Genomic DNA, 22,579 nt, shown 5'->3' with positions numbered 1-22,579 from the left:
CGTCCCCGGCCACGGCTGGGAGGCACACACACCCAGGGCCGCGCCGTCGCTGTACCAGGCGCGAGCATGAGGAGCATCGTTGAGCAGGTTGCGTTGGCTGACCGCCGGGGAGTCGCACGGACCGGCGCTGGTGGCGACGCTGGAGGGTCTTCCCGCCGGCGTCCCGGTGACCACCGAGCTGGTGGCCGACCACCTGGCCCGGCGCCGGCTCGGCTACGGCCGCGGTGCCCGGATGAAGTTCGAGCAGGACGAGGTCACCTTCCTCGGCGGTGTCCGCCACGGGCTCTCGATGGGCTCCCCGGTCGCCGTCATGGTCGGCAACACCGAGTGGCCCAAGTGGGAGAAGGTCATGTCGGCCGACCCCGTGGACCCCTCCGAGCTCAAGGAGACCGGCCGCAACGCCCCGCTGACCCGGCCCCGCCCCGGCCACGCCGACCTCGCGGGCATGCAGAAGTACGGTTTCGACGAGGCCCGGCCGATCCTGGAGCGCGCCAGCGCCCGTGAGACGGCCGCCCGCGTCGCGCTGGGCGCCGTCGCCCGCTCCTTCCTGAAGGAGGCCGCGGGCATCGAGATCGTCTCCCACGTGGTGGAGCTGGCCTCGGCCAAGGCCCCGTACGGCGTCTACCCGACCCCGGCGGACGTCGACAAGCTCGACGCCGACCCGGTCCGCTGCCTCGACGCCGACGCCTCCAAGGCGATGGTCGCGGAGATCGACCAGGCCCACAAGGACGGCGACACCCTCGGCGGCGTCGTCGAGGTCCTCGCGTACGGCGTCCCGGTCGGCCTCGGTTCGCACGTGCACTGGGACCGCCGCCTCGACGCGCGCCTCGCCGCCGCGCTGATGGGCATCCAGGCCATCAAGGGCGTCGAGGTCGGCGACGGCTTCGAGCTCGCCCGGGTGCCCGGCTCCCAGGCCCACGACGAGATCGTGAACACCCCCGAGGGCATCAAGCGCACCTCCGGCCGCTCCGGCGGCACCGAGGGCGGCCTGACCACCGGCGAGCTGCTGCGCGTGCGCGCCGCGATGAAGCCCATCGCGACCGTGCCGCGGGCGCTGGCCACCGTCGACGTCGCCACCGGCGAGGCCGCGGCCGCGCACCACCAGCGCTCCGACGTCTGCGCCGTCCCGGCCGCCGGCATCGTCGCCGAGGCCATGGTCGCGCTGGTGCTGGCCGACGCCGTGGTCGAGAAGTTCGGCGGCGACTCGGTCGCCGAGACCCGCCGCAACGTGCAGTCGTACCTCGACAACCTCCAGATCCGGTGACGGCCGGATCCGGCAACGGCCCGCTGGTCGTCCTCGTCGGACCCATGGGGTCCGGCAAGTCCACGGTGGGGGCGCTGCTCGCCGAGCGGCTCGGCGTCCCCTACCGGGACACCGACGCGGACATCGTCGCCGCCGAGGGCCGGCCGATCTCCGACATCTTCGTGGACGAGGGCGAGCCGTACTTCCGCGAGCTGGAGCGGCAGGCGGTCGCCGCCGCCGTCGCCGAGCACGCCGGCGTCCTCGCCCTGGGCGGCGGAGCCGTCCTCGACGCGGGCACCCGGGCGCTGCTGTCCGGCCTCCCCGTCGCCTACCTGTCGATGGACGTCGAGGAGGCCGTCCGGCGCGTGGGCCTGGGCGCCGCGCGCCCGCTGCTCGCCGTCAACCCGCGCCGCCAGTGGCGCGAGCTGATGGAAGCCCGGCGCCATCTGTACACCGAAGTCGCGCGCGTCGTGGTGGCCACCGACGACCGCACCCCCGAAGAGGTCGCCCAGGCGGTCCTCGACGCACTGGAGTTGAAGGACGTATGACGGAGCAGGACACCGGTCAGGACCAGGTGACGCGGATCCACGTCGGCGGCAGCGCCGGCCACGACGCCTACGACGTCCTCGTCGGGCACCAGCTGCTCGGCGAGCTCGCCGGACTCGTCGGCACCAAGGCCCAGAGGATCGCCGTGATCCACCCCGAGGCCCTCGCCGAGACCGGTGAGGCGCTGCGCGCGGACCTCGCCGAGCAGGGCTACGAGGCGATCGCCATCCAGGTGCCGAACGCCGAGGAGGCCAAGACCGCCGAGGTGGCGGCGTACTGCTGGAAGGCCCTGGGCCAGTCCGGCTTCACCCGCACCGACGTGATCGTGGGCGTCGGCGGCGGCGCCACCACCGACCTCGCCGGCTTCGTCGCGGCCACCTGGCTGCGCGGCGTGCGCTGGATCGCGGTGCCCACCACCGTCCTGGCGATGGTGGACGCGGCCGTCGGGGGCAAGACCGGCATCAACACCGCCGAGGGCAAGAACCTCGTAGGTGCCTTCCACCCGCCGGCCGGCGTCATCTGCGACCTGGCGGCCCTGGAGTCCCTCCCGGTCCACGACTACGTCAGCGGCCTGGCCGAGATCATCAAGGCCGGCTTCATCGCCGACCCGAAGATCCTGGAGCTGGTCGAGGCGGACCCGGAGGCGGCCCGGACGCCCGCCGGCCCGCACACCGCCGAGCTGATCGTGCGCTCCATCCAGGTCAAGGCCGACGTGGTCTCCAGCGACCTCAAGGAGTCCGGCCTGCGGGAGATCCTCAACTACGGGCACACCCTCGCGCACGCCATCGAGAAGAACGAGCGCTACAAGTGGCGCCACGGCGCCGCCGTCTCCGTCGGCATGGTCTTCGCCGCCGAACTGGGCCGGCTGGCCGGCCGCCTGGACGACGCCACGGCCGACCGCCACAGGGCGATCCTCGCCTCCGTCGGCCTGCCGCTGACCTACCGCGGCGACCAGTGGCCCAAGCTGCTCCAGACCATGCAGGTCGACAAGAAGTCCCGCGGCAACCTGCTGCGGTTCATCGTCCTGGACGGGCTCGCCAAGCCCACCGTCCTGGAGGGCCCCGACCCGGCGCACCTGGTCGCCGCGTACGGCGAGGTCTCCGCGTGAGCCGCCGGGTGCTCGTGCTCAACGGGCCCAACCTGGGCCGACTGGGCTCGCGCGAGCCGGACGTGTACGGTTCAACTTCGTACAAGGGTCTGGTGGAGAGCTGCCGGAGCCTGGGTGAGGAGCTCGGCTTCGACGTGGAGGTCCGCGAGACCAACGACGAGGGCGAGATCGTGCGCTGGCTGCACGAGGCGGCCGACGGCAAGATCCCCGTGGTGATCAACCCGGGGGCCTTCACGCACTACTCGTACGCGATGCGCGACGCGGCCGCCCAGCGCACCGCGCCGCTCATCGAGGTGCACATCTCCAACCCCTACGCCCGTGAGCAGTTCCGGCACACCTCGGTCATCGCGGCCGTGGCCACCGGGACCGTGGCGGGCTTCGGGCTGGGCTCCTACCGGCTGGCGCTGCGCGCGCTGGCCGAGGAGCTCCAGGGCTGAGATAACGTTCTCGCATCAGTAGCCCATCGCCTGAACGAGACGGAGTGGCAGCGGATGCAGCACGGAGTGGGGGGCTGGGGTCCGCCGGGGCACCCCTCGGCAGCGCCCCCGCAGCCGCCGATACCCCCGGCCCAGGGCTGGCCCGTGGCGCCGGTCCCCGAGGCCACCGGGCACATCCCGCTGCCGGCCGCCGCGCCCGGCACGGGGGCGGCCACCCTCGCCGTGCTGCTGATCGGCCCCGCCGGGGCCGGCAAGACCACCGTGGCCCGGCACTGGGCGAACTCCCGCCCGGTGCCGACCGCCCACATCAGCCTGGACGACGTCCGTGAATGGGTCTGCTCGGGCTTCGCCGACCCGCAGGCCGGCTGGAACGACCACTCCGAGGCCCAGTACCGCCTCGCCCGCCGCACCTGCGGCTTCGCCGCCCGCAACTTCCTCGCCAACGGCATCTCCTGCATCCTCGACGACGCGGTCTTCCCCGACCGGCCGGTGGTCGGCCTCGGCGGGTGGAAGCGCCACGTCGGGCCCGGGCTGCTGCCCGTCGTCCTGCTGCCGGGCCTGGAGGTCGTGCTGGAGCGCAACGCGGCCCGCTCCGGCAACCGCCGGCTCTCCGACGAGGAGGTCGCCCGCATCCACGGGCGGATGGCCGGCTGGTACGGCTCCGGCCTGCCGATCATCGACAACTCCCAGCTCGACGTGGAGGGCACGGCCCGCGCCCTGGACGCCGCCCTGGCCCGCGGGCTGGCGGCCCCCGCCGGCTGGTAGCCGGCCGCTCCGCCCCCCTCGCGCAGGCCGGGCCTGCCCGGGCGGACGCGCTCGACGCGCCGGGCCCGGCAGTCGCTCGTAGGCTCGAAGGCATGTCAGACGTGTACGCGTCCCGCCGGGCCCTGCTCCGCGACCAGTGCGCCGCCGCAGGCTCCGCCTCCGCCCTGATCACGCGTCCGGCCAACGTCCGCTACCTCGCCGGGGCCTGCCCCGCCGGTGCGGCCCTGCTGGTCGGGCCGGCCGAGGACGTGCTCTTCGCCACCGACACGCCGACCGGCGAGCCGGAGGAGGGCCGGCTGGACGAGCACCTGCGGGTGGCGGTCCTGACCACCCCCGGCGGCGACCCCGCGGTCGCCGGCGCCGATCTGGCCGTGACCGGCGGCGCCGACTCCCTGGCCGTCGAGGAGCACCACCTCACGGTCGCCCGCCACCGCGCCCTGCACTCCGTCGCCCCGCGGCTGCGGCTGGCCGACCTCGGCCTCTCCGTGGAGCAGCAGCGCCTGGTCAAGGACGAGGAGGAGATCGCCTGCCTGCGGATCGCCGCCGAGATCTCCGACCAGGCACTGGGCGAACTGCTGGAGTCGATCCTGGTCGGGCGCACCGAGCGGCACCTCGCCCTGGAACTGGAGCGCCGGCTCGTCGACCACGGCGCCGACGGCCCGGCCTTCCCCACCTCGGTCGGCACCGGCCCCCACTCCGGCCGCTCCCGCCACCGGCCCACCGACCGGCGGGTGGAGGAGGGCGACTTCCTCTCCGTCTGCCTGGGTGCGAACTACCGCGGGTACCGCTGCGAGATCGGCCGTACCTTCGTCATCGGCACCACTCCCGCCGACTGGCAGATCGAGCTCTACGACCTGGTCTTCGCGGCCCAGCGGGCCGGCCGGGAGGCCCTGGTGCCCGGTGCCCCGTACCGGGCCGTCGACCACGCGGCCCGCTCGATCCTGGACTCGGCCGGGCACGGAGAAGCCCTCAGCCCGTGGACCGGACACGGCGTCGGCCTCGAAATCGACGAGGACCCGCAGCTTGCACCTACGGCAATGGGTAAACTGGACGCTTGCGTGCCGGTCACCGTCGAACCGGGGGTCCACCTCCCGGGCCGGGGCGGAGTCCGGATCGATGACACGCTCGTCGTACGCCCCGAGGCGGACGGCGGACCCGAGCTACTCACCATTACGACCAAGGAGCTGCTCGCGCTCTAGCTCCGCTGTGCGCGCACCTTCCGGTCTTATCGTCCAGGAGATTTGGCAACCGTGGCTTCCACGAACGACCTCAAGAACGGCATGGTGCTCAAGCTCGACGGGGGCCAGCTCTGGTCCGTCGTCGAGTTCCAGCACGTCAAGCCCGGCAAGGGCCCGGCCTTCGTGCGCACCAAGCTCAAGAACGTGCTCTCCGGCAAGGTCGTCGACAAGACCTTCAACGCCGGCGTGAAGGTCGACACGGCCACCATTGACCGCCGCGACATGCAGTTCTCCTACATGGACGGCGAGTACTTCGTCTTCATGGACATGGAGACCTACGACCAGCTGCACGTCGACAAGAAGGCCGTCGGCGACGCCGCCAACTTCCTGATCGAGGGCTTCACCGCCTCCGTGGCCCGCCACGAGGGCGAGGTGCTCTACGTCGAGCTGCCGGCCGCCGTCGAGCTGACCATCCAGCACACCGACCCGGGCGTCCAGGGCGACCGCTCCACCGGTGGCACCAAGCCCGCCACCCTGGAGACCGGCCACGAGATCCAGGTCCCGCTCTTCGTCACCACCGGTGAGAAGGTCAAGGTCGACACCCGCACCAGCGACTACCTCGGCCGGGTGAGCGGCTAACCGTGGCTGCCCGCAGCAACGCGCGCAAGCGCGCCTTCCAGATCCTCTTCGAGGCCGACCAGCGCGGCGTGCCCGTGCGCGAGGTCCTCGCGGACTGGATCCGGCACTCGCGCAACGACACGCGGCAGCCGCCGGTCAGCGCCTTCACCATGGATCTGGTCGAGGGCTACGCCGACAAGGTGAGCCGCATCGACGAGCTGATCGCGACCTACGCCGTGGACTGGGACCTGGACCGCATGCCGGTCGCGGACCGGAACATCGTGCGGATCGGCGCGTACGAGCTGATCTGGGTGGACGAGACCCCCGACGCCGTGGCGATCGACGAGGCCGTCCAGCTCGCCAAGGAGTTCTCCACCGACGACTCCCCGGCCTTCGTGAACGGGCTGCTCGGCCGGTTCAAGGACCTCAAGCCCAGCCTGCGCCGAGGCGAGGACTGAGCCCACGGGATCCGGAAAGGGCCCGCAGCGCACGCGCTGCGGGCCCTTCCGCGTCCGCAGGGCGAAGCACGACACAGAAGCACGCCACAGAAGCACCGCGGGGCCGGTGGGAGCACTCGGCTCCCACCGGCCCCGCCGGTACGTTTCTGCTGTGCCTTCCCCGGAGGTCAGGCCGAGGCTCAGGCCTCCTCGTGCGCCACCGCGCGGCGCGCGTCGGCGTCCAGGACGCCCCAGCTGATGAGCTGCTCGGTCAGGACCGAGGGGGACTGGTCGTAGATCACGGCCAGGGTGCGCAGGTCGTCCTGGCGGATCGACAGCACCTTGCCGTTATAGTCGCCGCGCTGGCTCTGGATCGTGGCCGCGTAGCGCTGGAGCGGGCCGGCCTTCTCGGCGGGTACATGGGCCAGGCGCTCCAGGTCGAGACGGAGCTTCGGCGGCGGCTCGGCCGCGCCACCCGGGGTGGTGCCGGGGAGGAGCTCCTGGACCGGAACCCCGTAGAAGTCCGCCAGCTCGGCCAGACGCTGGACGGTCACGGCGCGGTCCCCGCGCTCGTACGAACCGACCACCACGGCCTTCCAACGGCCCTGCGACTTCTCCTCGACACCGTGGAGGGAGAGGCCCTGCTGGGTGCGGATGGCGCGGAGCTTGGCCCCGAGCTGTTTGGCGTATTCGCTGGACATAACGCTCCCGGACGCTGTGACGCTGTTGACGCTGTGACGACATGAAGGACGCGGACAGACAGTCGGCTCCGCCGCGCGGCGCTGGTAACTCACTGTGAGGTTACGCAGCGTTACTTGGCCGCGTCAAGCCGAATGGTCTTCATGGGCCCCTTAAGGGGGGTGCCGGAACGCCCCGGTGCGGACTCACCCCCTCCGTCCTGGTAACGTTGCAGGCGTACATCAGACGTCCTTTAAGGTCCGTCCCGTGAGGCGGAGAAGGAGGTCCTTTTTCATGGACACGCAGGCCGCCCAGCTGCCCGGTGCCGATGCCGCCCGCCCCGTTCTGGAGGCGCAGGACATCGCGCGGGTCCTGACCCGCATCGCCCACGAGATCGTCGAGCGCGCCAAGGGTGCCGACGACGTGGTGCTCCTCGGCATCCCCACCCGCGGCGTCTTCCTCGCCCGCCGGCTCGCCGCCAAGCTCGAAGAGATCACCGGCTCCACCGTGCCGGTCGGCTCCCTCGACATCACCATGTACCGCGACGACCTGCGGATGAAGCCCGCCCGGGCGATCGGCCGCACCGAGATCCCCGGCGACGACATCGACGGCCGCCTCGTGGTCCTCGTCGACGACGTGCTCTTCTCCGGCCGCACCATCCGCGCCGCCCTCGACGCCCTCGGCGACCTCGGCCGCCCGCGCGCCGTGCAGCTGGCGGTCCTCGTCGACCGCGGCCACCGCGAACTCCCGATCCGCGCCGACTACGTCGGCAAGAACCTCCCCACGTCGCTGCGGGAGACCGTCAAGGTCCAGCTCCAGGAGGAGGACGGCCGCGACGCCGTGCTGCTCGGCCAGCGGACCTCCACGGCAGGCCTCCACTAGCCCGTTCGAGTGAAGGGGCCGGTCGGCGACCGGTCCCGCGGCCCCGGCATGCCCTCCCGGCACCCCGGGTCCGTACCGACGCCTGCCCGCCGCACCCCAGCCGCCCGTTCGAACCCTTACGGAGCACCCAGATGAAGCGCCACCTCATCTCGGCCGCCGACCTCACGCGCGACGACGCCGTCCTGATCCTCGACACCGCCGAGGAGATGGCCCGGATCGCCGACCGGCCGATAAAGAAGCTTCCCACCCTGCGGGGACGCACGATCTGCAACCTCTTCTTCGAGGACTCCACCCGCACCCGGATCTCCTTCGAGGCCGCCGAGAAGCGCCTCTCGGCCGACGTGATCAACTTCGCCGCCAAGGGTTCCAGCGTCTCCAAGGGCGAGTCCCTCAAGGACACCGCCCAGACCCTGGAGGCGATGGGCGTCGACGCCGTCGTCATCCGGCACAGCGCGTCCGGCGCGCCGTACCGCCTGGCGACCTCCGGCTGGATCGACGCGCCCGTGATCAACGCGGGCGACGGCACCCACCAGCACCCCACCCAGGCCCTGCTGGACGCCTTCACCATGCGCCGCCGCCTGGTCGGCAAGGACGCGCTCGGCCAGGACCTCGCCGGCCGCCGCGTCACGATCGTCGGCGACGTCCTGCACAGCCGCGTCGCCCGCTCCAACGTCGACCTGCTGCACACGCTCGGCGCCGAGGTCACCCTGGTGGCCCCGCCGACCCTGGTGCCGGTCGGGGTGGAGCAGTGGCCCTGCGAGGTCTCGTACAGCCTGGACGAGGTGCTGCCGAAGTCCGACGCGGTGATGATGCTGCGTGTGCAGCGCGAACGCATGAACGCCGCCTTCTTCCCCACCGAGCGCGAGTACTCCCGCCGCTACGGCCTGGACGGCGTGCGCATGGCGCGGATGCCCGAGCACGCGATCGTGATGCACCCCGGGCCGATGGTCCGCGGCATGGAGATCACCGCCGAGGTCGCCGACTCCGACCGCTGCACCGTGGTCGAGCAGGTCGCCAACGGCGTGTCCATCCGCATGGCCGTCCTCTACCTGCTGCTCGGCGGTTCCGAGCCCGCCGTCACCACCCCGTCGTCCCCGCGCACCGAGGAGAGCAAGTAAGCATGTCGAAGATCCTGATCCGTGGCGCGAAGGTACTGGGCGGCGAGCCGCAGGACGTCCTGATCGAGGGCGAGAAGATCGCCGCCGTAGGCGCCGGCCTGCCGGCCGAGGGCGCCCAGGTGATCGAGGCCGAGGGCCGGATCCTCCTCCCGGGCCTGGTCGACCTGCACACCCACCTGCGCGAGCCCGGCCGCGAGGACTCCGAGACCGTCCTGACCGGTACCCGCGCCGCCGCTTCCGGCGGCTACACCGCGGTCTTCGCCATGGCGAACACCTTCCCCGTCGCCGACACCGCCGGCGTCGTGGAGCAGGTCTACCGGCTCGGCCAGGAGCACGGCTACTGCGACGTGCAGCCCATCGGCGCCGTCACCGTCGGCCTGGAGGGCAAGAAGCTCTCCGAGCTGGGCGCCATGCACGACTCCGCCGCCCGCGTCACCGTCTTCTCCGACGACGGCAAGTGCGTCGACGACGCCGTGATCATGCGCCGCGCCCTGGAGTACGTGAAGGCCTTCGGCGGCGTCATCGCCCAGCACGCCCAGGAGCCGCGGCTGACCGAGGGCGCCCAGATGAACGAGGGCATCGTCTCCGCCGAGCTGGGCCTGGGCGGCTGGCCGGCCGTCGCCGAGGAGTCGGTCATCGCCCGCGACGTCCTCCTCGCCGAGCACGTCGGCTCCCGCGTCCACATCTGCCACCTGTCCACCGCCGGCAGCGTCGAGATCGTCCGCTGGGCCAAGTCCCGCGGCATCGACGTCACCGCCGAGGTCACCCCGCACCACCTGCTGCTGACCGACGAGCTGGTGCGCACCTACAACCCGGTCTACAAGGTCAACCCGCCGCTGCGCACCGAGGCCGACGTGCTGGCCCTGCGCGAGGCGCTCGCCGACGGCACGATCGACATCGTCGCCACCGACCACGCCCCGCACCCGCACGAGGACAAGGACTGCGAGTGGGCCGCGGCCGCCATGGGCATGGTGGGCCTGGAGACCGCGCTGGCCGTCGTCCAGCAGACGATGGTCGAGACCGGGCTGCTGGACTGGGCGGGCGTCGCCGAGCGCATGTCCTTCGCCCCGGCCCGGATCGGCGGCCTCTCCCACCACGGACGCCCCGTCTCGGCAGGTGAACCCGCGAACCTCGTGCTGGTCGACACCTCGTACCGTGGTGTCGTGGACCCCGCACACTTCGCCTCCCGCAGCCGCAACACGCCCTACGAGGGCCGCGAGCTGCCCGGACGCGTCACTCACACCTTCCTGCGGGGCCGGGCAACGGTCGTGGACGGGAAACTCGCGTGACACCTGCAGTGATCCAACTGGCCGCCGAGGCCGCGGAGCGACGGTCGGCGGAGGTGACGGACTGGGGTGCCCGCATCGCCTGGGTGATCGGTCTGCTCGTCTTCGTCGCCTTCGTCTACTGGCTGATGCGGCAAGGCTGGAAATGGCGCGGCACCCTGCAGAACGATCTGCCGGAGCTGCCCGCCGCCCCCGGCGGCCTGCCCGCGCACAGGCTGGCGCTGACCGGCCGGTACCACGGGTCCACCACCGCCGGCCAGTGGCTCGACCGGATCGTCGCCCACGGCCTGGGCGTGCGCAGCCGGGTCGAGCTGACGCTCACCGACGCGGGCCTGGACGTGGTCCGTCCGGGGGCAACCGATTTCTTCGTACCGGCCGAGCAGCTGCGCGGCGCCCGCCTCGACAAGGGAATCGCGGGCAAGGTACTCACCGAGGGCGGTCTGCTCGTCGTCACCTGGGCGCACGGCGGCAAGCTGATCGACTCCGGATTCCGCTCCGACCGCGCGGCCGAGCACGCCGCCTGGGTCGAGGCGATCAACTCCATGAACCAATCCATCACGACGGAAGGCGCCGAACGATGACGACCTCCACCAGGGGAGCGAAAGCTCCCGCCGTACTCGTCCTGGAGGACGGTCGCGTCTTCCGCGGCCGCGCCTACGGTGCCGTGGGGGAGACCTTCGGCGAGGCCGTGTTCTCCACCGGCATGACCGGCTACCAGGAGACCCTCACCGACCCGTCGTACCACCGCCAGGTCGTCGTGATGACCGCGCCGCACGTGGGCAACACCGGCGTCAACGACGAGGACCCCGAGTCCTCGCGCATCTGGGTGGCCGGCTACGTCGTACGCGACCCCGCCCGCGTCCCGTCCAACTGGCGCGCCAAGCGCTCCCTCGACGAGGAGCTGCGCCACCAGGGCATCGTCGGCATCCAGGGCATCGACACCCGCGCCCTGACCCGCCACCTGCGCGAGCGCGGCGCCATGCGCGTCGGCATCTTCTCCGGCAGCGCCCTGCCCGACGACGGCACCCTGCTCGCCGAGGTCCGCCAGCAGCCCGAGATGAAGGGCGCGAACCTCTCCGCCGAGGTCGCCACCAAGGAGGCGTACGTCGTCCCCGCGATCGGTGAGAAGAAGTTCACCGTCGCCGCCGTCGACCTCGGCATCAAGGGCATGACCCCGCACCGGATGGCCGAGCGCGGCATCGAGGTGCACGTGCTGCCCGCCGGCGCCACCGTCGACGACATCTACGCCGTGCAGCCGGACGGCGTGTTCTTCTCCAACGGCCCCGGCGACCCGGCCACCGCCGACCACGCCGTCTCCGTCATGCAGGGCGTCCTGGAGCGCAGGACCCCGCTCTTCGGCATCTGCTTCGGCAACCAGATCCTCGGCCGCGCCCTCGGCTTCGGCACCTACAAGCTGAAGTACGGCCACCGCGGCATCAACCAGCCGGTCCAGGACCGTACGACCGGCAAGGTCGAGGTCACCGCGCACAACCACGGCTTCGCCGTCGACGCGCCCCTCGACAAGGTGTCCGAGACCCCCTACGGCCGCGCCGAGGTCTCCCACGTCTGCCTGAACGACAACGTGGTGGAGGGCCTCCAGCTGCTCGACCAGCCGGCCTTCAGCGTCCAGTACCACCCCGAGGCGGCCGCGGGCCCGCACGACGCCGCGTACCTGTTCGACCGCTTCGTATCTCTGATGGAGGGCCAGCGTGCCTAAGCGCACCGATATCCAGTCCGTCCTGGTCATCGGCTCCGGCCCGATCGTCATCGGCCAGGCCGCCGAGTTCGACTACTCCGGGACCCAGGCCTGCCGCATCCTCAAGGCCGAGGGCCTGCGGGTCGTCCTGGTGAACTCCAACCCCGCGACGATCATGACCGACCCGGAGATCGCCGACGCCACGTACGTCGAGCCGATCACCCCCGAGTTCGTCGAGAAGATCATCGCCAAGGAGCGCCCGGACGCCCTCCTGCCCACCCTCGGCGGCCAGACCGCCCTGAACACCGCCATCTCCATGCACGAGCAGGGCGTGCTGGAGAAGTACAACGTCGAGCTGATCGGCGCCAACGTGGAGGCGATCCACAAGGGCGAGGACCGCGACCTCTTCAAGGACGTCGTCGAGCGGGTCCGCGAGAAGACCGGCCACGGCGAGTCCGCCCGCTCGGTCATCTGCCACACCATGGACGAGGTCCTCGCCGGCGTGGACACCCTCGGCGGCTACCCCGTCGTCGTGCGCCCCTCCTTCACCATGGGCGGCGCCGGCTCCGGCTTCGCCCACGACGAGGACGAGCTGCGCCGCATCGCCGGCCAGGGCCTCACGCTCTCCCCGACCACCGAGGTGCTCCTGGAGGAGTCCATCCTCGGCTGGAAGGAGTACGAGCTGGAGCTGATGCGCGACAAGCACGACAACGTCGTGGTCGTCTGCTCCATCGAGAACTTCGACCCGATGGGCGTGCACACCGGCGACTCGATCACCGTCGCCCCGGCGATGACGCTGACCGACCGCGAGTACCAGCGGCTGCGCGACATCGGCATCGCGATCATCCGCGAGGTCGGCGTCGACACCGGCGGCTGCAACATCCAGTTCGCCGTCAACCCGGACGACGGCCGGATCATCGTCATCGAGATGAACCCGCGCGTCTCCCGGTCCTCCGCGCTCGCCTCCAAGGCCACCGGCTTCCCGATCGCCAAGATCGCCGCCAAGCTGGCCATCGGCTACACGCTGGACGAGGTCCCCAACGACATCACCGAGAAGACGCCGGCCTCCTTCGAGCCGACCCTCGACTACGTCGTCGTCAAGGCCCCCCGCTTCGCCTTCGAGAAGTTCCCGCTCGCCGACTCCACCCTCACCACCACCATGAAGTCGGTGGGCGAGGCCATGGCCATCGGCCGCAACTTCACCGAGGCCCTCCAGAAGGCCCTGCGCTCCCTGGAGAAGAAGGGCAGCCAGTTCGCCTTCACCGGTGACCCGGGCGACAAGGACGAGCTGCTGCGCACGGCGGTCCGCCCGACCGACGGCCGCATCAACACCGTCATGCAGGCCATCCGCGCCGGCGCCACCCAGGAGGAGGTGTTCGAGGCCACCCGGATCGACCCGTGGTTCGTCGACCAGCTCTTCCTGATCAAGGAGATCGCCGACGAGGTCGCCGCCGCCGAGAGGCTCGGCCCCGAGCTGCTCGCCGAGGCCAAGCGGCACGGCTTCTCCGACGCCCAGATCGCCGAGATCCGCGGCCTGCGCGAGGACGTCGTCCGCGAGGTCCGGCACGCCCTCGGCGTCCGCCCGGTCTACAAGACGGTCGACACCTGCGCCGCCGAGTTCGCCGCCAACACCCCGTACTTCTACTCGTCCTACGACGAGGAGTCCGAGGTCGCGCCGCGCACCAAGCCCGCGGTGATCATCCTGGGCTCCGGCCCGAACCGCATCGGCCAGGGCATCGAGTTCGACTACTCCTGCGTCCACGCCTCCTTCGCCCTGAGCGACGCCGGCTACGAGACCGTGATGGTCAACTGCAACCCCGAGACCGTCTCGACGGACTACGACACCTCCGACCGCCTGTACTTCGAGCCGCTCACCCTCGAAGACGTGCTGGAGATCGTCCACGCCGAGTCCCTCGCCGGCCCGATCGCGGGCGTCGTCGTCCAGCTCGGCGGCCAGACCCCGCTGGGCCTGGCCCAGGCCCTCAAGGACAACGGCGTGCCGGTCGTCGGCACCTCCCCGGAGGCCATCCACGCCGCCGAGGACCGGGGCGCCTTCGGCCGCGTGCTCCAGGAGGCCGGCCTGCCCGCCCCCAAGCACGGCACCGCCACCACGTTCGCGGGCGCCAAGGCCATCGCCGACGAGATCGGCTACCCGGTCCTGGTCCGCCCGTCGTACGTGCTCGGCGGCCGCGGCATGGAGATCGTCTACGACGAGGCGCGCCTGGAGGCGTACATCGCCGAGTCCACCGAGATCTCCCCGACCCGCCCGGTGCTCGTCGACCGCTTCCTCGACGACGCGATCGAGATCGACGTCGACGCCCTCTACGACGGCACCGAGCTCTACCTCGGCGGCGTCATGGAGCACATCGAGGAGGCCGGCATCCACTCCGGCGACTCGGCCTGCGCCCTGCCCCCGATCACCCTCGGCGGCTTCGACATCAAGCGGCTGCGCGCCTCCACCGAGGCCATCGCCAAGGGCGTCGGCGTCCGCGGCCTGATCAACATCCAGTTCGCGATGGCCGGCGACATCCTCTACGTCCTGGAGGCCAACCCGCGCGCCTCCCGGACTGTGCCCTTCACCTCCAAGGCCACCGCCGTCCCGCTCGCGAAGGCCGCCGCCCGCATCTCGCTCGGCGCCACCATCGCCGAGCTGCGCGCCGAGGGCCTGCTGCCGAAGACCGGCGACGGCGGCACCCTGCCGCTGGACGCGCCGATCTCCGTCAAGGAGGCGGTCATGCCGTGGTCGCGCTTCCGCGACATCCAGGGCCGCGGCGTGGACACCGTCCTCGGCCCGGAGATGCGCTCCACCGGCGAGGTCATGGGCATCGACTCGGTCTTCGGCACGGCGTACGCCAAGTCGCAGGCCGGCGCCTACGGCCCGCTGCCGACCAAGGGCCGCGCGTTCATCTCCGTCGCCAACCGCGACAAGCGCTCGATGATCTTCCCGGCGCGCGAGCTGGTCGCCCACGGCTTCGAGCTGCTGGCCACCTCCGGCACCGCCGAGGTGCTGCGCCGCAACGGCATCAACGCCACCGTGGTGCGCAAGCAGTCCGAGGGCGAGGGCCCGAACGGAGAGAAGACCATCGTCCAGCTGATCCACGACGGCCAGGTCGACCTGATCGTCAACACCCCGTACGGCACCGGCGGCCGCCTCGACGGCTACGACATCCGCACCGCGGCCGTGGCCCGCAGCGTCCCGTGCCTGACCACGGTCCAGGCGCTCGCCGCCGCCGTCCAGGGCGTCGACGCACTCAACCGGGGCGACGTGGGCGTGCGCTCGCTCCAGGAGCACGCGGACCACCTGACCGCGGCCCGCGACTGAGCGCTCCGCGGGACGTGCGGTATCGAGGCTGCGGGCCGTCTGGGGCCGGTCGCGCAGTTCCCCGCGCCCCTGACGGGGCGCGGGACCGCACCGGACTTCGCCGGTCCCACTGAGGAGCCCGTGCGGAGAAGGGGGACACCGGCCACCAGCGGTGTCCCCCTCTTCGTGACCACAGCCCGACCGCACAAGGGATGTATCGGACGATGTACAAGCTGTTCTTCAACCTGGTCTTCAAGCGGATGGACCCCGAGCAGGCCCACCACCTGGCCTTCCGGTGGATCCGGCTGGCCGCCCGCACCCCCGTGCTGCGCACCTTCGTCTCCGCGGTCCTCGCCCCGCGGTTCAAGGAGCTGCGCACCGAGGCCCTGGGCCTGCGCATGCACGGCCCCTTCGGCCTCGCCGCCGGCTTCGACAAGAACGCGGTCGCCATCGACGGCATGGCCATGCTCGGCTTCGACCACGTCGAGATCGGCACCGTCACCGGCCAGGCCCAGCCCGGCAACCCCAAGAAGCGGCTGTTCCGCCTCGTGCCGGACCGGGCGCTGATCAACCGCATGGGCTTCAACAACGAGGGCTCCGAGGCCGTGGCGGCCCGCCTGGCGGCCCGTACGCCCGTCTTCAGGACGGTCGTCGGCGTCAACATCGGCAAGACCAAGGTCGTGCCCGAGGCCGACGCCGCGGCCGACTACGTGCTCTCCACCGAGCGCCTGGCCCGGCACGCCGACTACCTGGTCGTCAACGTCTCCTCCCCGAACACCCCGGGTCTGCGCAACCTCCAGGCCACCGAGTCGCTGCGCCCGCTGCTGACCGCCGTGCGCGAGGCCGCCGACCGCACGGTCACCGACCGCCGCGTACCCCTCCTGGTCAAGATCGCCCCCGACCTGGCCGACGAGGACGTCGACGCGGTCGCCGACCTCGCCCTGGAGCTGGGCCTGGACGGCATCATCGCCACCAACACCACCATCGCCCGCGAGGGCCTCGGCCTGAAGTCGGCCCCCGAGCTCGTCAAGGAGACCGGCGGGCTGTCCGGCGCCCCGGTCAAGGCACGCTCCCTGGAGGTCCTGCGCAGGCTCTACGCCCGCGTCGGCGACCGCCTGGTGCTGATCGGCGTCGGCGGCATCGAGAACGCCGAGGACGCCTGGCAGCGCATCCTGGCCGGCGCCACGCTGGTCCAGGGCTACAGCGCCTTCATCTACGAGGGCCCGTTCTACGCCCGCGCCATCCACAAGGGCCTGGCCGCCCGCCTGGCCGCCAGCCCCTACGCCACGCTGGCCGAAGCGGTCGGCGCCGAGACCCGGAAGGTCCGCCGATGACAGACTTCGGTACCCGCCTGCGCGCCGCCATGGACGAGCGCGGCCCCCTCTGCGTCGGCATCGACCCGCACGCGGCCCTGCTGGGGCGCTGGGGCCTGGGCGACGACGTCGCCGGCCTGGAGCGCTTCTCGCGCACGGTCGTGGAGGCCCTGGCCGACCAGGTCGCCGTCTTCAAGCCGCAGGCAGCCTTCTTCGAGCGCTTCGGCTCCCGCGGCATCGCCGTGCTGGAGCGGACCGTCGCCGACGCCCGCGCCGCGGGCACCCTCGTGCTGATGGACGCCAAGCGCGGCGACATCGGCTCCACCATGGCGGCCTACGCGGAGACCTTCCTGCGCAAGGACTCGCCGCTGTTCTCCGACGCCCTGACCGTCTCCCCCTACCTCGGCTACGGCTCCCTGCGCCCGGCCGTCGACCTGGCCCGGGAATCCGGGGCCGGCCTGTTCGTGCTCGCCCTGACCTCCAACCCGGAGGGCGCCGAGGTCCAGCGGGCCGTACGCGAGGACGGCCGGACCATCGGCGCGACGATGCTGGCGCACCTCGCCGAGGAGAACGCGGGCGCGACCCCGATGGGCTCGTTCGGCGCGGTGGTCGGCGCGACCCTGGGCGACCTGTCCTCCTTCGACCTGGACATCAACGGTCCGCTGCTGGCTCCGGGCATCGGCGCGCAGGGCGCGACCCCCGCCGATCTGCCGGCCGTCTTCGGCGCGGCGGTCCGCAACGTGGTGCCGAACGTCTCGCGCGGAGTGCTCCAGCACGGCCCGGACACCTCGGCGCTGCGCTCGGCGGCGGCCGCGTTCGCCGAGGAAATCCGGGCCGCGGTCGCGGGCTGACCGGCGCCGAGGCGTTGCCGAGGGGCCGGCGAGGCGTCGCCGGGAGGTCGCCGAGGGGTCCAGACCGGCCAAAATCCCGGTCGGTTTGTCCGTGATGTACGGTTCAGTGGAGGCTGACCAGGACTTTTCGTTCGTTCTCGCTGACTGGAGCGGCCTTGGCCGCTAGTCTCCGAGGCAGAGCGAACGAGCAGAACCGCTGTACAGCAGCTGTTTGCGCGCTCGCCTGGTGGGGCACCACGCGGGGCACCACCGGTTCCGTATCCGACAGTTCGACATCCGAGGTGACGTAGGCGTGGCTCTTCCGCCCCTTACCCCCGAACAGCGCGCAGCCGCGCTCGAGAAGGCCGCCGCGGCTCGCCGGGCGCGGGCCGAGGTGAAGAATCGACTCAAGCACTCCGGCGCCTCCCTCCACGAGGTCATCAAGCAGGGCCAGGAGGACGACGTCATCGGCAAGATGAAGGTGTCCGCCCTGCTGGAGTCCCTGCCCGGCGTCGGCAAGGTGCGCGCCAAGCAGATCATGGAGCGCCTCGGCATCTCCGAGTCCCGGCGTGTCCGAGGTCTCGGCTCCAACCAGATCGCTTCCCTGGAGCGAGAGTTCGGCGGCAAGGCCGTCTGAGGCGTCGCCGGAAGTTCTCCCGGCGTTCTCAGGCAGTGCCTGGAACCTGGATAATCGCTCCATGGCAGCAGAGGTACGTCCGCGGCTGACCGTGCTCTCCGGCCCCTCAGGGGTCGGGAAGAGCACGGTCGTCGCGCATATGCGCAAGGTCCACCCCGAGGTATGGCTCTCGGTGTCGGCCACCACCCGCAAGCCGCGACCCGGCGAGCGCAACGGTGTCCACTACTTCTTCGTGACCGACGAGGAGTTCGACAAGCTGGTCGCCAACGGCGAGCTGCTCGAGTGGGCCGAGTTCGCCGGCAACCGCTACGGCACCCCGCGGGCGGCGGTGGTCGAGCGGCTGGACCGGGGTGAACCCGTGCTGCTGGAGATCGACCTGCAGGGCGCGCGGCTCGTCCGCGAGTCCATGCCGGAGGCACAGCTGGTCTTCCTGGCCCCGCCGAGCTGGGAGGAGCTGGTCCGCCGGCTCACCGGCCGCGGCACCGAGTCGCCGGAGGTCATCGAACGCCGGCTCGCCGCCGCCCGGATCGAGCTCGCCGCCGAGGCCGAGTTCGACACGACCCTGGTCAACACCTCCGTCGAGGACGTAGCGCGCGAGCTGCTAGCCTTGATGGCAGTTGTCTGATCTTTTATCCATCTTCGGAAGGTAGAGCGTGTCCTCTTCCATCACCGCGCCCGAGGGCATCATCAACCCGCCGATCGACGAGCTGCTCGAGGCCACGGACTCGAAGTACAGCCTCGTGATCTACGCGGCCAAGCGCGCGCGTCAGATCAACGCGTACTACTCGCAGCTCGGTGAGGGCCTGCTGGAGTACGTCGGCCCCCTGGTGGACACCCACGTCCACGAGAAGCCGCTGTCGATCGCCCTGCGCGAGATCAACGCGGGTCTGCTGACCTCCGAGGCCATCGAGGCCCCGGCCCAGTAAGGCGCGACACCCTTCACCACAGGCCCGGCAGCACGGCTGCCGGGCCTGTGGTGTGTCATGTGGTGTGTCATGGAGAAGACGACAACCGACGAGCGGGAGACGCAGTGGACAAGCCGAAGGTCGTGCTGGGGGTCAGCGGCGGCATCGCCGCGTACAAGGCGTGCGAGCTGCTGCGCCGGCTGACCGAGTCCGGACACCACGTGCGCGTGGTGCCGACCGCCTCGGCCCTGCACTTCGTCGGCGAGGCCACCTGGGCCGCGCTGTCCGGCAACCCCGCCTCCACCGAGGTCTGGGAGTCCGTCCACGAGGTCCCGCACGTCCGCATCGGCCAGGGCGCCGACCTCGTCGTGGTCGCCCCGGCGACCGCCGACCTGCTCGCCAAGGCCGCCCACGGGCTCGCCGACGACCTGCTGACGAACACCCTGCTCACGGCCCGCTGCCCGGTGGTCTTCGCGCCCGCCATGCACACCGAGATGTGGGAGCACCCGGCCACCCAGGAGAACGTCGCGACGCTGCGCCGCCGCGGCGCCGTCGTCATCGAGCCCGCCGTCGGACGGCTGACCGGCAAGGACACCGGCAAGGGCCGGCTGCCCGACCCCGAGGAGATCTACGAGGTCTGCCGCAGCGTGCTGGCCCGCGGCACGGCCGCGCCCGACCTGGCCGGCCGGCACGTGGTCATCAGCGCGGGCGGCACGAGGGAGCCGCTGGACCCGGTCCGCTTCCTCGGCAACCGCTCCTCCGGCAAGCAGGGCTACGCCCTCGCCCGTACCGCCGCCGCGCGCGGCGCCCGGGTCACCCTGATCGCGGCCAACACCGCGCTGCCCGACCCGGCCGGGGTCGACGTGGTCCGGGTGGGCACGGCCGTCCAGCTGCGGGAGGCGGTGCTGAAGTCGGCCACGGACGCCGACGCCGTGGTCATGGCGGCCGCGGTGGCGGACTTCCGGCCCGCCGCGTACGCCTCGGGGAAGATCAAGAAGCAGGACGGGCAGGAGCCCGCGCCCGTCGTCCTCGTGCGGAATCCGGACGTCCTCGCCGAGATCTCGGCCGACCGGCCGCGCGAGGGGCAGGTCGTGGTCGGCTTCGCGGCCGAGACCGACGACGTGCTCGCCAACGGCCGGGCCAAGCTCCGCCGCAAGGGCTGCGACCTGCTGGTGGTCAACGAGGTCGGCGAACAGAAGACCTTCGGTTCGGAGGAGAACGAGGCGGTGATCCTGGCCTCCGACGGCGGCGAGACGGCCGTGCCTTACGGCCCCAAGGAAGCCCTCGCCGACGTCATCTGGGACCAGGTCACTTCCCGGCTCACGCAGCGACGCGCCTGAAACGGGCCCCTTTCCGCCGGACGGTCCGTGGGCCAGAATGGAGTGCCGCAGGTCACAAGGCTCCCACAACGCGAGACGGGTGGTCCTGCGGCCGGTGGTGACCGATAAACTGCATCCGGGACATGGCCGGGCGCAGCCCCCGGTACTGTTCCGCCAAACGATCAGCCAGCAGCCGCTGCAACCCCAGGGAGCGATGTGTCCCGCCGCCTGTTCACCTCGGAGTCCGTCACCGAGGGCCACCCCGACAAGATCGCCGACCAGATCAGCGACACGATCCTCGACGCCCTCCTGCGTGAGGACCCGACGTCCCGCGTCGCCGTGGAGACCCTCATCACCACCGGTCTCGTGCACATCGCGGGCGAGGTGACGACGAAGGCGTACGCGCCGATCGCGCAGCTCGTGCGCGAGAAGATCCTGGAGATCGGCTACGACTCCTCGAAGAAGGGCTTCGACGGCGCCTCCTGCGGCGTCTCGACGTCCATCGGCGCGCAGTCGCCCGACATCGCCCAGGGTGTCGACACGGCCTACGAGAGCCGGGTCGAGGGTGACGAGGACGAGCTCGACCGCCAGGGTGCCGGCGACCAGGGCCTGATGTTCGGCTACGCCACCGACGAGACGCCGAACTTCATGCCGCTCCCGATCGAGCTGGCCCACCGCCTCTCGCGGCGGCTGACCGAGGTCCGCAAGAACGGGACCATCCCGTACCTGCGCCCCGACGGCAAGACCCAGGTCACCATCGAGTACGACGGCGACAAGCCGGTCCGCCTCGACACGGTCGTCGTCTCCTCGCAGCACGCCTCCGACATCGACCTGGACTCGCTGCTCGCGCCCGACATCCGCGAGTTCGTCGTCGAGCACGTCCTCAAGCAGCTCGTCGAGGACGGCATCAAGCTGGACACCGAGGGCTACCGGCTCCTCGTGAACCCCACCGGCCGCTTCGAGATCGGCGGCCCGATGGGCGACGCCGGCCTGACCGGCCGCAAGATCATCATCGACACGTACGGCGGCATGGCCCGCCACGGCGGCGGCGCCTTCTCCGGCAAGGACCCGTCGAAGGTGGACCGCTCGGCCGCGTACGCCATGCGCTGGGTCGCCAAGAACGTCGTCGCCGCCGGTCTCGCCGGCCGCTGCGAGGTCCAGGTCGCCTACGCCATCGGCAAGGCCGAGCCGGTGGGCCTGTTCGTGGAGACCTTCGGCACCGCCAAGGTGGACACCGCCGTGATCGAGCACGCCATCGGCGAGGTCTTCGACCTCCGCCCGGCCGCGATCATCCGCGACCTCGACCTGCTGCGCCCGATCTACTCCCAGACCGCCGCCTACGGCCACTTCGGCCGTGAGCTGCCGGACTTCACCTGGGAGCGCACCGACCGCGTCGACGCCCTGCGCGCCGCCGCCGGCCTGTAGGCACGTAGGCGCACGTAGGCACGCAGCACGGCCTGACGGCCCCGGACCGGCCCACACCGGTCCGGGGCCGCGCCGTTTCTCCCGGCCGGGGGGTGCGCGGGGCGAGGGCCCTGCCGCGGAGGAGACCGGCCCCTCCCGCCACCCGGCCCGCTGTCGGTGCCGTTTGGTAAGAATGCAGCTGTGAGCAGCGCGAACGAACCCGAGCACCCGGTCGCGGACGGACGTCCCGGCGACCCGGTGGAACAGCTCGCGCTCATCCGCGACCTGGTCGCCGAGGCCAAGCAGAAGGCGCCCAAGGCCAAACCGCGCACCTGGCGCGGCGCCGCCCTCGCCAAGGAGCTGCCGGTCGCCCGGATCCTCGTCAACAAGGGCGTGCTCCACCTCGACCAGCTCTGGGACTACGCCGTCCCCGAGGAGCTCTCCGAGGCCGCCCAGCCCGGCGTACGCGTCCGCGTCCGCTTCGGCGCCGGCACCCACCACGTGCACGGCGGCCGCCGCGAGGGCGGCGGGCTGATCGACGGCTTCGTCGTCGAGCGCCGTGCCGACACGGACTACACCGGCCCGCTGGCCGCCCTCGCCCACGTCGTCTCGCCCGAGGTCGTCCTCACCCCCCGGATGCTCACCCTCGCCCGGGCCGTCGCCGACCGGTACGCCGGCAGCCTGGCCGACGTGCTCCAGCTCGCCCTGCCCCCGCGCAACGCCCGCGCCGAGGCCAAACCCTCGCCCGAGCCGCTGCCGCCCCCCGCCGCCCCCGAGCCGGGCGGCTGGAGCCGCTATCCGGCCGGGCCCGCCTTCCTGCGCGCCCTGGCCTCCGGCTCCGACCCTGTCTCTTCTACACATCCCCGAGCCCACGCGAC

Annotated in this window: 22 protein-coding genes and 1 pseudogene; 22 read left to right on the top strand and 1 reads right to left on the bottom strand. The window is 71.8% G+C overall.

Translation table 11 applies throughout. The features are described 5' to 3' along the window. The first annotated feature begins 79 nt into the window (after window positions 1-79). The 8 genes from aroC (at window position 80) to nusB (ending at window position 6,353) form a co-directional block, all read left to right on the top strand. The gene (gene aroC / locus GPJ59_RS09285; protein ID WP_219665994.1) at window positions 80-1,264 is read left to right on the top strand and encodes a chorismate synthase; all 1,185 of its coding nucleotides are present in this window, start codon (window positions 80-82) and stop codon (window positions 1,262-1,264) included. Window positions 1,265-1,308: 44 nt separating this feature from the next. Then, window positions 1,309-1,791, top strand: a complete 483-nt coding sequence (locus GPJ59_RS09280; RefSeq protein WP_219666004.1) for a shikimate kinase — start codon at window positions 1,309-1,311, stop codon at window positions 1,789-1,791. Further along, complete coding sequence (aroB, locus tag GPJ59_RS09275) at window positions 1,788-2,897, top strand: 3-dehydroquinate synthase (RefSeq protein ID WP_219665993.1); 1,110 nt, start codon at window positions 1,788-1,790, stop codon at window positions 2,895-2,897. The genes GPJ59_RS09280 and aroB overlap by 4 nt, the downstream gene beginning before the upstream one ends. Next, window positions 2,894-3,334 (top strand): type II 3-dehydroquinate dehydratase, encoded by a 441-nt coding sequence (aroQ, locus tag GPJ59_RS09270; RefSeq protein WP_219665992.1) that lies wholly within the window; start codon window positions 2,894-2,896, stop codon window positions 3,332-3,334. Before aroB ends, aroQ begins: the two co-directional genes overlap by 4 nt. A gap of 54 nt (window positions 3,335-3,388) precedes the next feature. Then, entirely contained in the window at window positions 3,389-4,099 is a 711-nt protein-coding gene (locus GPJ59_RS09265) for an AAA family ATPase (RefSeq protein ID WP_219665991.1), read from the top strand. A gap of 92 nt (window positions 4,100-4,191) precedes the next feature. Next, window positions 4,192-5,298 carry an aminopeptidase P family protein gene (locus GPJ59_RS09260; protein ID WP_219665990.1) on the top strand — a complete coding sequence of 369 codons (1,107 nt, stop codon included), beginning with the start codon at window positions 4,192-4,194 and terminating at the stop codon, window positions 5,296-5,298. A gap of 51 nt (window positions 5,299-5,349) precedes the next feature. Then, the gene (efp, locus tag GPJ59_RS09255) at window positions 5,350-5,916 is read left to right on the top strand and encodes an elongation factor P (protein WP_219665989.1); all 567 of its coding nucleotides are present in this window, start codon (window positions 5,350-5,352) and stop codon (window positions 5,914-5,916) included. A gap of 2 nt (window positions 5,917-5,918) precedes the next feature. Further along, on the top strand, window positions 5,919-6,353 hold the full coding sequence (gene nusB, locus GPJ59_RS09250) for a transcription antitermination factor NusB (RefSeq protein WP_219665988.1): 435 nt from the start codon (window positions 5,919-5,921) through the stop codon (window positions 6,351-6,353). A 179-nt stretch (window positions 6,354-6,532) separates the two neighbouring features. Here nusB and bldD read toward each other — a convergent pair whose 3' ends face one another. Beyond that, on the bottom strand, window positions 6,533-7,033 hold the full coding sequence (bldD, locus tag GPJ59_RS09245) for a transcriptional regulator BldD (protein WP_125645028.1): 501 nt from the start codon (window positions 7,031-7,033) through the stop codon (window positions 6,533-6,535). Window positions 7,034-7,304: 271 nt separating this feature from the next. On the opposite strand from bldD, the gene pyrR reads away from it, so the two are divergent. The 14 genes and pseudogenes from pyrR to GPJ59_RS09175 form a co-directional block, all read left to right on the top strand. After that, complete coding sequence (gene pyrR, locus GPJ59_RS09240; RefSeq protein ID WP_219665987.1) at window positions 7,305-7,892, top strand: bifunctional pyr operon transcriptional regulator/uracil phosphoribosyltransferase PyrR; 588 nt, start codon at window positions 7,305-7,307, stop codon at window positions 7,890-7,892. Window positions 7,893-8,023: 131 nt separating this feature from the next. Then, window positions 8,024-9,010 carry an aspartate carbamoyltransferase catalytic subunit gene (locus GPJ59_RS09235; RefSeq protein ID WP_219665986.1) on the top strand — a complete coding sequence of 329 codons (987 nt, stop codon included), beginning with the start codon at window positions 8,024-8,026 and terminating at the stop codon, window positions 9,008-9,010. A 2-nt stretch (window positions 9,011-9,012) separates the two neighbouring features. Beyond that, window positions 9,013-10,299: a dihydroorotase gene (locus tag GPJ59_RS09230; RefSeq protein ID WP_219665985.1), complete on the top strand. Its 1,287-nt coding sequence runs from the start codon at window positions 9,013-9,015 to the stop codon at window positions 10,297-10,299. Further along, window positions 10,296-10,877: a PH-like domain-containing protein gene (locus GPJ59_RS09225; RefSeq protein ID WP_219665984.1), complete on the top strand. Its 582-nt coding sequence runs from the start codon at window positions 10,296-10,298 to the stop codon at window positions 10,875-10,877. Before GPJ59_RS09230 ends, GPJ59_RS09225 begins: the two co-directional genes overlap by 4 nt. Further along, complete coding sequence (gene carA, locus GPJ59_RS09220; protein ID WP_219665983.1) at window positions 10,874-12,013, top strand: glutamine-hydrolyzing carbamoyl-phosphate synthase small subunit; 1,140 nt, start codon at window positions 10,874-10,876, stop codon at window positions 12,011-12,013. Before GPJ59_RS09225 ends, carA begins: the two co-directional genes overlap by 4 nt. Next, complete coding sequence (gene carB, locus GPJ59_RS09215) at window positions 12,006-15,314, top strand: carbamoyl-phosphate synthase large subunit (protein WP_219665982.1); 3,309 nt, start codon at window positions 12,006-12,008, stop codon at window positions 15,312-15,314. Before carA ends, carB begins: the two co-directional genes overlap by 8 nt. Window positions 15,315-15,517: 203 nt before the next feature. After that, on the top strand, window positions 15,518-16,627 hold the full coding sequence (locus GPJ59_RS09210; protein ID WP_219666003.1) for a quinone-dependent dihydroorotate dehydrogenase: 1,110 nt from the start codon (window positions 15,518-15,520) through the stop codon (window positions 16,625-16,627). After that, entirely contained in the window at window positions 16,624-17,457 is an 834-nt protein-coding gene (pyrF, locus tag GPJ59_RS09205) for an orotidine-5'-phosphate decarboxylase (RefSeq protein ID WP_219665981.1), read from the top strand. Before GPJ59_RS09210 ends, pyrF begins: the two co-directional genes overlap by 4 nt. A gap of 292 nt (window positions 17,458-17,749) precedes the next feature. Beyond that, a complete protein-coding gene (locus GPJ59_RS09200) occupies window positions 17,750-18,073 on the top strand; it encodes an integration host factor, actinobacterial type (RefSeq protein ID WP_219665980.1) in 324 nt (107 codons plus the stop codon). Between the two features lie 61 nt (window positions 18,074-18,134). Next, a complete protein-coding gene (gene gmk, locus GPJ59_RS09195) occupies window positions 18,135-18,698 on the top strand; it encodes a guanylate kinase (RefSeq protein WP_219665979.1) in 564 nt (187 codons plus the stop codon). A gap of 28 nt (window positions 18,699-18,726) precedes the next feature. Further along, a complete protein-coding gene (rpoZ, locus tag GPJ59_RS09190) occupies window positions 18,727-18,999 on the top strand; it encodes a DNA-directed RNA polymerase subunit omega (RefSeq protein ID WP_004948662.1) in 273 nt (90 codons plus the stop codon). Window positions 19,000-19,103: 104 nt separating this feature from the next. Then, complete coding sequence (gene coaBC, locus GPJ59_RS09185; protein WP_219665978.1) at window positions 19,104-20,318, top strand: bifunctional phosphopantothenoylcysteine decarboxylase/phosphopantothenate--cysteine ligase CoaBC; 1,215 nt, start codon at window positions 19,104-19,106, stop codon at window positions 20,316-20,318. A 195-nt stretch (window positions 20,319-20,513) separates the two neighbouring features. Continuing rightward, on the top strand, window positions 20,514-21,722 hold the full coding sequence (metK, locus tag GPJ59_RS09180) for a methionine adenosyltransferase (protein WP_219665977.1): 1,209 nt from the start codon (window positions 20,514-20,516) through the stop codon (window positions 21,720-21,722). A 180-nt stretch (window positions 21,723-21,902) separates the two neighbouring features. Further along, window positions 21,903-22,579: pseudogene (locus GPJ59_RS09175) on the top strand (primosome assembly protein PriA); the annotation flags it as partial.

Source organism: Streptomyces bambusae (genome assembly GCF_019400985.1).
Classification (GTDB): Bacteria; Actinomycetota; Actinomycetes; order Streptomycetales; family Streptomycetaceae; genus Streptomyces; species Streptomyces bambusae_A.
The sequence above is the reverse complement of the archived record's forward strand: the minus strand, read 5'-3'. Positions and strand labels throughout refer to the sequence as shown.